The organism is Mesorhizobium sp. W050, assembly GCF_054719535.1.
The window spans coordinates 2,132,026-2,144,403 of record NZ_JBTTIH010000001.1 but is presented as its reverse complement, the minus strand read 5'-3'; the positions used below and the strand labels follow the sequence as shown (position 1 = coordinate 2,144,403).

General features: G+C 62.6%; 13 protein-coding genes. All 13 read right to left on the bottom strand.

Features of this window, described 5'->3' with window-relative positions; translation table 11 throughout:
• Positions 1 to 172: 172 nt before the first annotated feature.
• The 13 genes from ACYG9Y_RS10345 to secY all read right to left on the bottom strand — a co-directional run bounded on the left by ACYG9Y_RS10345 (position 173) and on the right by secY (position 12,187).
• Entirely contained in the window at positions 173 to 964 is a 792-nt protein-coding gene (locus tag ACYG9Y_RS10345) for an ATP12 family chaperone protein (protein WP_023738898.1), read from the bottom strand.
• A gap of 11 nt (positions 965 to 975) precedes the next feature.
• A complete protein-coding gene (locus tag ACYG9Y_RS10340; RefSeq protein ID WP_081727411.1) occupies positions 976 to 1,833 on the bottom strand; it encodes a DMT family transporter in 858 nt (285 codons plus the stop codon).
• A gap of 62 nt (positions 1,834 to 1,895) precedes the next feature.
• Positions 1,896 to 2,876, bottom strand: coding sequence for an RluA family pseudouridine synthase (locus tag ACYG9Y_RS10335; protein ID WP_023672769.1), 981 nt, complete (start codon positions 2,874 to 2,876; stop codon positions 1,896 to 1,898).
• A gap of 133 nt (positions 2,877 to 3,009) precedes the next feature.
• Positions 3,010 to 3,384, bottom strand: a complete 375-nt coding sequence (gene crcB, locus ACYG9Y_RS10330; protein WP_023682593.1) for a fluoride efflux transporter CrcB — start codon at positions 3,382 to 3,384, stop codon at positions 3,010 to 3,012.
• 53 nt (positions 3,385 to 3,437) lie between these two features.
• Positions 3,438 to 4,268 carry an aspartyl/asparaginyl beta-hydroxylase domain-containing protein gene (locus tag ACYG9Y_RS10325; RefSeq protein ID WP_023738900.1) on the bottom strand — a complete coding sequence of 277 codons (831 nt, stop codon included), beginning with the start codon at positions 4,266 to 4,268 and terminating at the stop codon, positions 3,438 to 3,440.
• Between the two features lie 182 nt (positions 4,269 to 4,450).
• Positions 4,451 to 5,761: a replication-associated recombination protein A gene (locus tag ACYG9Y_RS10320; RefSeq protein ID WP_023738901.1), complete on the bottom strand. Its 1,311-nt coding sequence runs from the start codon at positions 5,759 to 5,761 to the stop codon at positions 4,451 to 4,453.
• A 47-nt stretch (positions 5,762 to 5,808) separates the two neighbouring features.
• Positions 5,809 to 7,302: a DegQ family serine endoprotease gene (locus ACYG9Y_RS10315; protein ID WP_023688416.1), complete on the bottom strand. Its 1,494-nt coding sequence runs from the start codon at positions 7,300 to 7,302 to the stop codon at positions 5,809 to 5,811.
• A gap of 197 nt (positions 7,303 to 7,499) precedes the next feature.
• Positions 7,500 to 7,931: a 50S ribosomal protein L17 gene (gene rplQ, locus ACYG9Y_RS10310; RefSeq protein ID WP_023710556.1), complete on the bottom strand. Its 432-nt coding sequence runs from the start codon at positions 7,929 to 7,931 to the stop codon at positions 7,500 to 7,502.
• Positions 7,932 to 8,032: 101 nt separating this feature from the next.
• Complete coding sequence (locus ACYG9Y_RS10305) at positions 8,033 to 9,043, bottom strand: DNA-directed RNA polymerase subunit alpha (protein ID WP_023682599.1); 1,011 nt, start codon at positions 9,041 to 9,043, stop codon at positions 8,033 to 8,035.
• 102 nt (positions 9,044 to 9,145) lie between these two features.
• Positions 9,146 to 9,535, bottom strand: coding sequence for a 30S ribosomal protein S11 (rpsK, locus tag ACYG9Y_RS10300; protein ID WP_006205444.1), 390 nt, complete (start codon positions 9,533 to 9,535; stop codon positions 9,146 to 9,148).
• A 126-nt stretch (positions 9,536 to 9,661) separates the two neighbouring features.
• A complete protein-coding gene (gene rpsM / locus ACYG9Y_RS10295) occupies positions 9,662 to 10,030 on the bottom strand; it encodes a 30S ribosomal protein S13 (RefSeq protein ID WP_006205445.1) in 369 nt (122 codons plus the stop codon).
• A gap of 211 nt (positions 10,031 to 10,241) precedes the next feature.
• Complete coding sequence (locus tag ACYG9Y_RS10290) at positions 10,242 to 10,850, bottom strand: adenylate kinase (protein WP_023738902.1); 609 nt, start codon at positions 10,848 to 10,850, stop codon at positions 10,242 to 10,244.
• The gene (gene secY, locus ACYG9Y_RS10285; protein WP_023672761.1) at positions 10,847 to 12,187 is read right to left on the bottom strand and encodes a preprotein translocase subunit SecY; all 1,341 of its coding nucleotides are present in this window, start codon (positions 12,185 to 12,187) and stop codon (positions 10,847 to 10,849) included. Before secY ends, ACYG9Y_RS10290 begins: the two co-directional genes overlap by 4 nt.
• Between the last annotated feature and the right edge of the window lie 191 nt (positions 12,188 to 12,378).

Here is a 12,378-nt window from a genome sequence, read left to right as displayed (position 1 = left end):
TGTCCTCCCGTGAATCGTCTGCCTTCGACGCTGGGCGTCATCGTCGGCGTTCCCTCTGAACGCGACTCGAACCAGCCATCAGCGTAAAAAATGACAGAAAGCGACCGCCGGAGGCAGACAGACCTTGGATTTATGACTTTGGTATTAGGTGCAGTGCGGCAAAGGCCGAGGATCAGGTCTTCAGCGCATCGAGCAGGCCGACGGCCGCCATCATGTCGCGTTTGCGGGCCGAGCGGCGTGCGACAGCCTCGGCATCCTGGCCCCAATGCTCGATCTGCCAGTCCTCGTCGACATGGCCGGCGGCCCAAGCCGCGTCGCCATCGAGCGCGCCGTAATCGACCGCCAGCGCCAGCAGCGCCGACCCGGTCAGCGAAGTCATGACATGGATTGCGGCCAGCCGCAGCGGCTCGGCACGCTGGGCAAGATGAGCGCCGAGCACTGCGATGCTCTCGCGCGGCTGCTCGACATGGATGATGCCCTCGGCGAGATTGAACCGAGCCCCTAATGTCGCTCTCGCCCAGTCGATCACCGGATCCCAATGCTGGTTCTGCCGCTCGACCAGCCCCTGTGGCGCGTCGGCGCGGTAGCAGGTCAGATCGGACGAGGCGAAGCGCAAGACGTCCTCCAGCACCGCCTGCGGGTCGCTGGCGACGCCGTCGATGGCGGTGTTGACCAGACGCAGCACCGGCATCGTGACCGGGTCGATGGTCTCGCCCTGTGCAGCGAACTCATTGGCGACCAGGGCGGCGGCCTTTTCGGTCGGCAGCGCCAGCAGCGCCTTGCCCGGCGTGCGCACCGGCTTGCCGTCGAGATGGACGGCAAAACCGTCCTCCACAGCTGCGACCGACACGTCCTTGTAGAAGCGCTTCGGCAGGTGCGTCTTCATCTGGATCTGCGCGCGGCGGACCGGATCCGGATCGGACAGATGCTTTCCCGCTTCGAGGTCGTTGAGGATGTCACGCATGGTCGAACTTTCTATCCAGGTACCTGCTTGCGCGCCGGCCGGTTGACGATGATCAGGCCGACTGCGATCAGCCCAAGCGCCACAAAGATCCTGGTCGTTGGCGCCTCGCCAAGAATGATAGCGCCGCAGAGGACGCCGAACACCGGCGACAGGAAGGCGAAGCTCGACAGGCCCGATGCCGGATAGCGCCTGAGCAGCCAGAACCACAGCACATAGGTGAAGGCAACTATATAGAGCGACTGGAACAGCAGCGCCAATGTCGGCAAGGCACTGACCGCGCGGATCGGCGGGCCGGCGAAAGGCAGAACCAGGACACCGACAATGGCCGCACCGGCCAGCTGATAAAGCAGCAATTTCTCGGCACTGGTCTCGACCAGTTTCGAACGCTTGATGACGATACTGGTCGCCGCCCACAGAATACCGGAGCCGAGGCTGAGCAGATCGCCCATCAAGGTCACGTCGGTGCCGCCGGCAATCCCGTCTGAAAACACCGCCACCAGGCCGCAGAAGGCGAGAACGAGCCCGCCAAGCTTGCGCGCGTTGATACGCTCACCGAGCAGGAAATGGCCGCCGATCAGGACCCAGAACGGCATGGTGTTGACCAGCAGTGTGTTGCGGGCAACGGTCGTGTATTCCAGCCCGATATAGAGGCACAGGAACTCGACGCCGAACAGCACGCCGACGATGATGCCGGCGACAAGCGACCCGTCGGCCTTAAACAGCCTGATGCCGCGCAGCCAGCACCAGCCGAGCACACAGAGCCCGCCAATGATCGAACGTGCGATCGAGACGAAAACCGGATCGAAGCCGGCATAGGAGATCTTGGCGGCGACGTAGTTCAGCCCCCAGGAAAAGGTCAACCCGACCATGATGGAAGCAGCCGCCAGATCGACCGCATCGCGGCGATCCAATACCGAGGCAACGGCCAATGTCAGTCCTCCGCGCTGGCGTCGTCGAAGCCGATCAGGTTCCAGCTCTGGCGCATATGCGGCGGCATCGGCGCGGTGACGTCGATGACGCCCTTGTCCGGGTGCGGAATGACGATGCGGCGCGCATGCAGATGCAGGCGGTTCTGAATGCCGCCCGGAAAGTCCCAGTTGGTGTCGGCCTCGAAATATTTGGGGTCGCCGAGGATCGGGCAGCCGATATAGGCGGCATGAACGCGCAGCTGGTGGGTGCGGCCAGTGTACGGCTCCATTTCCAGCCAGGTCATCGTCTGAGCCGCCTGCTCGATGATGCGATAGTAGGACACGGCGTGGTCGGCGCCCTTTTCGCCATGGGCTGCCACGCGCACGCGGTCGCCGTCCTCGGTCGGCTCCTTGATCAGCCAGGTCGAGATCTTGTCCTCACGCTTGGGCGGGACGCCCTTGACCAGCGCCCAATAGGTCTTCTTGGTCTCGCGCGCCCGGAATGACTCGGAAAGCTTCATCGCCGCAAGCCTGGTGCGGGCAACCACCAACACGCCCGACGTGTCGCGGTCGAGCCGGTGCACCAGGCGCGGCTTCTCGCCCTTCTGGCTGCGCCAGGCCTCCAGCATGTCGTCGACATTGCGGGTGACGCCCGAGCCGCCTTGCACCGCCAGGCCGGCCGGCTTGTTGAAGACGAAGACTTTTGGATCTTCGTGGATCAGCATCTTGGCCAGCACATCGGCGTCGCCCTGGTTGCGGATCGAGTAACCCGTAAGCGCACTCTCGCCCTTCTTGTCGACCTCGAGCGGCGGCACACGCACCACCTGGCCGGGCTCGACACGGCTGTCGGCCTTGACCCGGCCGCCATCGACGCGGATCTGGCCCGAGCGCAGCAACTTCTGCAGATGGCCAAAGCCGAGGCCGGGGAAATGGGTCTTGAACCAGCGATCGAGCCGCATGCCCGCCTCGCCGGCCTCCACCGTGATCTGTTCTACGCCTGCCATGATTTTCGCTTTATCCGTTTCTAACGCGTGACCCCGAAAATCTACTCCGGCTTTCGGAAAGGATCATGCGCAAGATCAAAGTTTCTGCAGCGCGTCCAGAGGATGCGGCGTGCTCCAGGTCGGGGCAATAACACTATGAAACGGTTCTTGCGAGCCAAAGTCCCAGAAACAGGGCGATAATGGCGCCAACGACGCTGGCAAGCGCATATCCCAACGCCGTCAGCGTCGCTCCGCGCTCCCACAGGGTCGCGAAATCGAGCGAAAAGGCGGAGAAGGTGGTGAAGCCGCCAAGGATGCCCGTGGCGACGAACAGCCGGAGCTCATTGGAACCGCCGCGCCGCATCAGCGCGGCGACGAACAGCCCCATAACAAAGGAGCCGAGGATGTTGATCGCCATTGTCCCCCAGGGGTAGTTGGGGCCGACGAGGCGCAAGGCGCCGATGTTGGTCAGGTGGCGGATGCCGGCGCCGATGCCGCCGCCGACCACAACAAGAAGCAGATTGAACATGCCCGTTTACTGCCCGGCCAAGGCAGTGCGGTCAATCCCTTCAGGCTAACGCCTCAGGTCGTCTCGACCTTCTTTGCCTTGCTCGAGCCGATCATCTTCCAGTTCTTGTAGAACATGGAATTGATGCGCTCGACGGTGACCGAAACGATGGCCAGAAGTCCGGCGATGAAACCGGGGAACGGCGACGGGCGGATGATGTCCATGAACACGCAGTAGCGGCGCCCATCATACTCGTTGACCGAGCGGTGCAGCAGCGTGTCGTCGAAAATATAGAGCGGGTTGTCGTGCCAGTAATTCCTGGCGCCGTTGCATTCGACGAAAACCTCTGCCTTCACCGGCAAGAGATTGTAGAGGATGCGCAGGCTGAGCCGCAGCGGTCCGAAATGCCAGGAAGTCGATTCCTTGCCTCTGAAGACAGACACGGCAATGGTCTTGATGTATTTGAAATCCTTGTTGAATTCCGCAACATTGTCGATCCGGTGCTTGCCGTACCACTGATAGACATACATGCCGCGACGACCGGTGCCGAAATTGGCGTCGATATCGGCGATGATCTCGTCCTTGCGCGCCTTGAAGACGTCAAGAACCTCGTTGACCTCGCGCTGATAATCGGCAGGAAACTGCTCCAGCTTCCACACACCCGGGTTGCGGTAGCAAACGAGGTCCACCAGCAGATTGAAGGGCGACAGCAGCCAGGTGAAGATGCCATTGCCGAGGAAATAGCCGCGCAACAGCGACAGATCCTTGCTGGCGTTGCGCAGCACATCGATCAGGCCGCAGACGATCCAAATCGTGGTCAGGATCGGAATGAAATAGAAGCCGAGCACGAGCAGCGGGACAGCAATCACAGCCTGGCGAAGCGTTTTGCGAAGGGATTTTGTCATTTCTGTTCGCGCCGCGCGCTGTCCCCGTTCCGAATTATCGCCCGTCCTGGCAGCCTCCCGGCCGAGTCATGCGACGTGATAGGGCTTTTTGTCATGCGGTACAATCACACTGCTGTGACTGGCGGGGACAGAATTTCAGTTCATCGCGGGCAGGCCGAGTTCGTCCCGTTTGTCCCGCGCACCTATTTTTCCCGCTCGCTGCGCAGCTTTGCCCAATAGTCCAGCCGTTTCTTGATATCGCGCTCGAAGCCGCGTTCGGGCGGATCATAAAAGGTCTGCCGGCCCATCTTTTCGGGGAAATAGTCCTGGCCGGAAAAAGCATCGGGCTGGTCGTGATCGTAGCGGTAGCCGGCGCCGTAATCCTCCTCTTTCATCAGCTTGGTCGGCGCGTTGAGGATGTGCTTGGGCGGCAGCAGCGAACCGAACTCCTTCGCCGCCCGCGTGGCTGCCTTGAAGGCGGTATAGACGGCGTTGGATTTGGGCGCGGTGGCGAGATAGACGGTGGCCTCGGCGAAGGCCAGTTCGCCTTCGGGCGAGCCGAGATAGTCGTAGGCGTCCTTGGCGGCGTTGGCGATAACCAGCGCCTGCGGGTCGGCCAGCCCGATATCCTCCATCGCCATGCGCACCAGCCGGCGGCCGAGATAGAGCGGATCCTCGCCGGCGTCGAACATGCGGGCAAGATAATAAAGCGCCGCGTCCGGGTCGGACCCACGCACCGATTTGTGCAGCGCCGAGATCAGATTGTAGTGACCGTCCTGGCCCTTGTCATAGATCGGCGCGCGGCGCTGGACGATGCGCTGCAGCCCTTCGGGATCGAAAACCTCGCCGGGTTTGGCGGCGCGCCAGACTTCCTCGGCCAGCGTCAGCGAGGCCCGGCCGTCGCCATCGCTCATGCGGATGAGCATCGCCCGCGCCTCGTCGTCGAGCGGCAGCGCCCTGCCCTCCGTCTCCTCCGCGCGCGTCATCAGCTTGGCAATGCTGTCCTCGCCCAGCGAGTGAAACACCAGCACCCGCGCGCGCGACAGAAGCGCGGCGTTCAGCTCGAACGATGGATTTTCGGTGGTGGCGCCGACCAGAACAACTGTTCCATCCTCCATGACCGGGAGGAAAGAGTCCTGCTGGGCACGGTTGAAGCGATGGATCTCGTCGACGAACAGCAGCGTCTGGCGGCCATTGGTGCGGCGCAGCTTCGCTGCTTCGAACACTTTCTTCAGGTCGGCGACGCCGGAAAACACCGCCGATATCTGCTCGAAAGCAAGACGGGTCTCGCCGGCCAGCAGCCGCGCAACGGTAGTCTTGCCGGTGCCGGGTGGCCCCCAGAAAATCATCGAGCCGAGCGAACCGGAGTTGATGAGCCGCGTCAGTGCGCCGTCGGGGCCGGTCAGATGCTCCTGGCCGACGACCTCGCCAAGGTTTTTCGGGCGCAGCCGATCGGCCAAAGGCCGGCCGGGCGGCGCTCTTTCCGGTTCATCGACGCTGAACAGATCGGCCATCTAGGTCTTCTGGTTGGAGCACGATCCTCAGAAATGGGAAGATCGCCTCAGTAACGCAACACCTGGCGCAGTATCTGCCCGCCGCGCTCGACGGTAAAGCGCCACCAGCGCGTATCCTGCTGGGCAAGCTGCGCCAGTGTCGCCGCCGTATCGACGGTGGTGCCGTTCACCTCGCGCACGATGTCGCCGGGCTGGAAGCCGAAATCGGCAGCCGGCGAATCGCGGTTGATGTCGACCACGGTGACGCCCTTGAGGTCGGTGCGCAGGCCAAGCCGCTGGGCGAGCCTGGGCGACAGTTCCGCGACCTTGGCGCCGGAGAATGGGCTGCGGCCATGCAGCGTCACTTCCGACGCCTTGGCGCCTTCCGGCGCGCGCTCCAGTGCGATCTCCATCGTCGCCTGCTGGCCCTTGCTCAGGATGGCGAAGGTCGCCTTGGTGCCGATCGACAGGGTCGCCATGCGGTAGTCCAGCGCCTCGATGCCTTCGACGGTCGTGCCATTGAGCTGCAGCACGACATCGCCGGGCTTCAGCCCTGCCTTGGCCGCCGGTCCGGCTTCCTCGACCGACGACACCAGCGCGCCGGTCGGCTTCTCCATGCCAAGCGATTCGGCGATCTGAGGTGTGACCGCTTCGAACTCGGCGCCTATATAGGGCCGCTCGAAGAAATCGAGCCCGGCCTTGGCCGCATCGGCGAAGGCACGCACCATGTTGGCCGGGATGGCAAAGCCGATGCCGATCGAGCCGCCGCTGCGGCTGTAGATGGCGGTGTTGATGCCGACCAGCTGGCCGCCCATGTTGATCAGCGCGCCGCCGGAATTGCCGGGATTGATGGCGGCGTCGGTCTGGATGAAATAGCCCGAATCCGAAACGCCGATATGGCTGCGGGCAAGCGCCGAAACGATGCCGCTGGTGGTGGTCTGGCCGACGCCGAACGGATTGCCGATGGCCAGCACCAGGTCGCCGACCTCGAGCGCGTCGGAATCGCCGATGGCGATCACCGGAAACGGCTTGTCGGAGGTGATCTTGAGCACGGCGAGGTCGAGCGTCTCGTCCTTGAGCATGACCTTCGAGGTGAATTCGCGCCCGTCGGCGGTCGCGACCTTGACCTCGTCGGCATCCTTGATCACGTGGAAATTGGTGACGACGACGCCGCTCGGATCGACCAGCACACCCGAGCCGAGCGAGGATTGCGCGCGCGGCTGTGCGCGGCCAAAAAATTCCTCGAAGAACGGGTCGCCGTCAAAGGGCGACGTGACCTTGGCCGTCTGCGAAGCATAGACATTGACCACGGCCGGCGCCGTCTGCTTGACCAGGGGGGCAAACGACAGCTGCACCTCTTCGCGGCCGAACGGCACGCGCTTGTCGGGACCGGAGGTGCCGTTCTCGCCCTCGACGCCATGCAAGAGGTCGGTCAGCACATCGGAGAGCCCCGGATCGGCTGGCTTGGCGGCGTCCTCGGCCAGAGCCTGCCTGACTGTCGGCGCGGCTGCGAACGCCATCATGGCGAAGAGCAGAACAAGAGACAGTCGGTTGGCGCGCATTCGCGAATCCTCCAAGGCAAGTTCGGGGGCATTGTCCCGACGATTGTGCAGAATGAAAGGCTAATGCACTGAAATGCGGCGATTGTCGTGCAAAAGCACTTGGCCGGCAGGCAAAAAAGCCTGGCGAAGCATGCCCTCGCGACAATGCAAAAAAGGGGCCCGAAGGCCCCTTGAAGTCATTCCTGAAAAACCGAGCCTTATGCGGCAGCGGCTTCCTCGTCGGTGCCTTCGGCCTCGATGCGGGCGCGGTCGCCGGCGCCCTTGGCGTCGGTGTCGCGGTCGACGAACTCGATGACCGCCATGGCGGCATTGTCGCCGTGGCGGAAGCCCGCCTTCATGATGCGCAGATAGCCGCCGTTGCGGTCGGCGTAGCGCGGCGCAATCGTGTCGAACAAACGCTTGACGACGCCTTCATTGCCGATCTGGGCAATGACCTGGCGGCGCGCATGCAAGTCGCCGCGCTTGCCGAGCGTCACCAGCTTCTCGACGATTGGACGCAAATCCTTCGCCTTCGGCAGGGTGGTGACGATCTGCTCATGTTCGAGCAGCGACACGGCGAGGTTGGCGAACATCGACTTGCGATGGCTAATGCTTCGGGCGAAGCGGCGGCCTTTAAAACCGTGGCGCATGGCTCTTTTCCTTCAGTTGTTCAAGAGGCCACGGCCTCTGATGGTTTTCCGCATGACCGTCGGATCGAGCGGCCCACGCCGCCGATCCTTGGACTTCATGCTCAATATTGGTCTTCGTAACGCTTGGCGAGGTCTTCGATGTTTTCCGGCGGCCAGTCCGGCACTTCCATGCCGAGGTGCAGGCCCATCGCCGCGAGCACTTCTTTGATCTCGTTCAGCGACTTGCGGCCGAAGTTCGGGGTGCGCAGCATCTCGGCTTCGGTCTTCTGGATGAGATCGCCGATGTAGACGATGTTGTCGTTCTTCAGGCAGTTGGCCGAACGCACCGAAAGCTCGAGTTCGTCGACCTTCTTGAGCAGCGCCGGGTTGAAGGCAAGCTCGGTGACGGCCTCGGTGGCGACTTCCTTCTGCGGCTCGTCGAAATTGACGAACAGGCCAAGCTGGTCCTGCAGGATGCGGGCAGCGAATGCCACCGCGTCCTCGCCCGAGATCGAACCGTCGGTCTCGATGGTCATGGTCAGCTTGTCATAGTCGAGAACCTGGCCCTCGCGGGTATTTTCGACCTTGTAGGAGACCTTCTTGACCGGCGAATACAGGCTGTCGACCGGGATCAGGCCGATCGGCGCGTCTTCGGCGCGGTTGCGGTCGGCCGGCACGTAACCCTTGCCGGTGTCGACGGTGAATTCCATGCGGATTTCAGCGCCCTCGTCCAGCGTGCAGATGACGTGGTCGGGGTTGAGGATCTCGACGTCGCCAACCGTCTGGATGTCGCCAGCCAGAACCGCACCCGGGCCCTGCTTGCGAACGACCATGCGCTTGGGACCATCGCCTTCCATGCGGATGGCGATTTCCTTGATGTTGAGGACGATGTCGGTCACGTCCTCACGCACGCCGGCAATCGACGAGAATTCATGCAGAACGCCGTCGATCTGCACGGCGGTGACAGCCGCACCGCGCAGCGAAGACAAAAGCACGCGGCGCAGCGCGTTGCCGAGCGTCAGGCCGAAGCCACGCTCGAGCGGCTCGGCGACCAGCGTGGTCAGCGTCTTCTTCTTCGACGAGAACTCGATCTTGTTCGGCTTGATCAGTTCCTGCCAATTTTTCTGGATCATGATGCTTTCCTTCCGTTGACCCGCCACCATCCAATCGTGGCGGGCGACCTGGAGTGCCGTGGAGGAGCGCCTTGAGGCGCTCACGCGGCGTTCGGTAATGTCTTAGACGCGGCGCTTCTTGCGCGGGCGGCAGCCATTGTGCGGGATCGGCGTCACATCACGGATCGAGGTGATGGTGAAGCCGGCCGCCTGCAGGGCGCGAAGCGCCGATTCACGACCGGAGCCGGGTCCGCAGACCTCGACTTCGAGCATGCGCATGCCGTGTTCCTGGGCCTTCTTGGCGACGTCTTCGGCAGCCATCTGGGCGGCGAACGGGGTCGACTTGCGCGAACCCTTGAAGCCCTGGGCACCGGCCGACGACCAGGCAATGGAATTGCCCTGCGCGTCGGTGATGGTGATCATCGTGTTGTTGAAGGTCGAATTGACGTGGGCAACGCCCGAAGAGATGTTCTTGCGTTCGCGACGGCGAACACGAGCGGCTTCCTTGGCCATGATAGTCCTTTCAGTTGATCTCTACACCGCCGTAATGCCAGCGGCTCCACCTTTGAAAGCGAGTAGTGAGCAGGACCAGCGAATAGGGAACCCCTACTCGCTAATGGCTACTCGCTATTCGCTCACTTACTTCTTCTTGCCGGCAATCGACTTGGCCGGGCCCTTGCGGGTGCGTGCATTGGTGTGCGTGCGCTGGCCGCGAACCGGCAGCGAACGGCGGTGACGCAGACCGCGGTAGCAGCCGAGGTCCATGAGACGCTTGATGTTCATCGACACTTCGCGGCGCAGGTCGCCTTCGACCTGGTAGTCGCGGTCAATGGTCTCGCGGATCTGCAGCACTTCCGCGTCGGTCAGCTGGTTGACGCGGCGCTCGGCCGGGATGCCGACCTTGTCGACGATCTCCTGGGCGAACTTCTTGCCAATGCCGTGAATGTACTGAAGCGCAATGACGACGCGCTTGTTGGTCGGAATGTTGACGCCGGCTATACGAGCCATATTCTTCTCTTCTCCATGTGGGACCGGCCGGCCTTCAAAAAAAGGCATGCGCGGCGCTGTTCAAATTACCCGCGTCCGGTGGAGGCCGGCCCTTGCGGGAGTTCCCTAGTTTCAATGCGGCTGCCTTGCCCTTGCGGACAAGCAAAGCCTCATGCCTGATAGGAAGACGGGCCGCCATAACCCAGCGAACCGTTCCAGTCAAGCGCAATCTTTACTTTACCGTAACGGTCTCCCGCGTCACCGCCGCGAGCAGCGCGTCAATCTCCGCCGTCACGGTGTCGACAGGGGCCATGCCGTCGACACTCCTAAGCGAGCGTTTGGCATAATAATAGCCGATCAGAGGCGCGGTCTTCTTGTAATATTCCCGCAGGCGCTCTTCGAACACCACCGGATTGTCGTCCTTGCGCACCGGCTGTCCGGCGGCCTTGGCGTCGTCGGCGCGCTTGACGATGCGGCCGACCAGCGCTTTGTCATCGACGACGAACTCGATCACGGCATCGAGGCCAATGCCGCGCTCGGCGAGCATCGATTCAACCGCATCGGCTTGCACCAGCGTGCGCGGATATCCGTCGAGGATGAAACCGTTGGTGCAATCGGGCTGATCGATGCGCTCGGCCACGATGGCGTTGACGATGGCGTCGGAAACCAGCTCGCCGGCATCCATCACCGCTTTGGCGCGCTTGCCGACTTCGGTGCCGGCCTGCACGGCCGCCCGCAGCATGTCACCCGTCGACAGCTGCGGTATGCCGTATTTTTCTACCAGTCTTTGTGCTTGCGTCCCCTTGCCCGCTCCTGGCGGCCCAAGCAATATCAATCTCATCTGGCCTTCTTCCCCCCGCGCAGCTTCGACTTCTTGATCAGGCCCTCATACTGGTGCGCGATCAGGTGACCCTGGATCTGCGCCACCGTATCGAGGGTTACACTGACCACGATCAGAAGCGATGTGCCACCGAGGTAGAATGGTACGCCAGTTGCCGAAATCAGGAACTCGGGCAGCAGGCACACCAGCACCAGATAGATGGCGCCGACGACGGTGATGCGCGTCAGGACATAGTCGATGTAATCGGCGGTGCGCTCACCCGGACGGTAGCCCGGAATGAAGCCGGAATGCTTCTTGAGCTGGTCGGCGGTGTCCTTCGGATTGAACACGATGGCCGTGTAGAAGAAGGCGAAGAACACGATCATTGCCGCATAGAACAGCATGTAGAGCGGCTGGCCGTGGCCGAGCGAAGCGAGCACGGTGCTTGCCCAGGCCGGCAGGTTTGTCGTCTGCGAGAAGCCGGCGACCGTTGCCGGCAGCAAAAGCAGCGACGACGCGAAGATCGGCGGAATGACGCCCGACGTGTTGAGCTTCAGCGGCAGATGCGAGGTGTCGCCCTGGAACATGCGGTTGCCGACCTGGCGCTTCGGATACTGGATCAGCAGGCGGCGCTGCGCGCGCTCGAAGAACACGATCAGCGCGATGACGATGATGGCCAGCACGATGATCGCGAGTATCAGCCCCGTCGATAGGGCGCCGGTGCGGCCGAGCTCCAGCGTGCCGGAGATGGCGCGCGGCAGGCCGGCGACGATGCCGGAGAAGATGATCAGCGAAATGCCGTTGCCGATGCCGCGGGCGGTGATCTGCTCGCCCAGCCACATCAGGAACATGGTGCCGCCAACCAGCGTGACGACGGTCGAGATGCGGAAGAACATGCCGGGATCGTTGACGATGCCGTTGCCGCCTTCCAGGCCCACCGAAATGCCGTAGGCCTGCACCAGCGCCAGGAGTACCGTGCCGTAGCGCGTGTACTGGTTGATGACCTTGCGGCCCTGCTCGCCTTCCTTTTTCAGCGCTTCCAGCGACGGAATGACCGAGGTCATCAGCTGCATGATGATGGAGGCTGAGATGTAAGGCATGATGCCGAGCGCGAAGATCGCCATGCGCTGCACGGCGCCGCCGGCGAACATGTTGAACATGCCGAGCACGCCCTTGGCCTGCGAAGAGAAGGCCTGCGCGAATGCATCCGGATTGATGCCGGGCAGCGGGATATAGGTGCCGAGGCGATAGACGAGCAGCGCGCCGACGGTGAACCAGATTCGCTTCTTCAGGTCCTCCGCCTTGGCGAAAGCCGCAAAGTTCAGATTCGAGGCTAGTTGTTCAGCAGCCGAAGCCATGCCTGATTCTCCGCTAGAGCATGATGCCGAAAAGTGTGAAGCGGTTTTCGGACAACGTCATGCGCTACTTCTTTGATTTGTATGCCACGCTCGATGCCCGCAGTTCAGGCGGCGCGTGGCACCGAAGCTCACGAGATAAGCTCCGGGCTCTAAACATGCAAGCGGCCGCGTTGACGCGGCCGCCTAATTGA

Coding starts and splice junctions, on each gene's coding strand:
- ACYG9Y_RS10345 (WP_023738898.1), bottom strand. CDS start 964: ATGCGTGACATCCTCAACGACCTCGAAGCGGGAAAGCATCTGTCCGAT.
- ACYG9Y_RS10340 (WP_081727411.1), bottom strand. CDS start 1,833: ATGGTCGGGTTGACCTTTTCCTGGGGGCTGAACTACGTCGCCGCCAAG.
- ACYG9Y_RS10335 (WP_023672769.1), bottom strand. CDS start 2,876: ATGGCAGGCGTAGAACAGATCACGGTGGAGGCCGGCGAGGCGGGCATG.
- crcB (WP_023682593.1), bottom strand. CDS start 3,384: ATGTTCAATCTGCTTCTTGTTGTGGTCGGCGGCGGCATCGGCGCCGGC.
- ACYG9Y_RS10325 (WP_023738900.1), bottom strand. CDS start 4,268: ATGACAAAATCCCTTCGCAAAACGCTTCGCCAGGCTGTGATTGCTGTC.
- ACYG9Y_RS10320 (WP_023738901.1), bottom strand. CDS start 5,761: ATGGCCGATCTGTTCAGCGTCGATGAACCGGAAAGAGCGCCGCCCGGC.
- ACYG9Y_RS10315 (WP_023688416.1), bottom strand. CDS start 7,302: ATGCGCGCCAACCGACTGTCTCTTGTTCTGCTCTTCGCCATGATGGCG.
- rplQ (WP_023710556.1), bottom strand. CDS start 7,931: ATGCGCCACGGTTTTAAAGGCCGCCGCTTCGCCCGAAGCATTAGCCAT.
- ACYG9Y_RS10305 (WP_023682599.1), bottom strand. CDS start 9,043: ATGATCCAGAAAAATTGGCAGGAACTGATCAAGCCGAACAAGATCGAG.
- rpsK (WP_006205444.1), bottom strand. CDS start 9,535: ATGGCCAAGGAAGCCGCTCGTGTTCGCCGTCGCGAACGCAAGAACATC.
- rpsM (WP_006205445.1), bottom strand. CDS start 10,030: ATGGCTCGTATAGCCGGCGTCAACATTCCGACCAACAAGCGCGTCGTC.
- ACYG9Y_RS10290 (WP_023738902.1), bottom strand. CDS start 10,850: ATGAGATTGATATTGCTTGGGCCGCCAGGAGCGGGCAAGGGGACGCAA.
- secY (WP_023672761.1), bottom strand. CDS start 12,187: ATGGCTTCGGCTGCTGAACAACTAGCCTCGAATCTGAACTTTGCGGCT.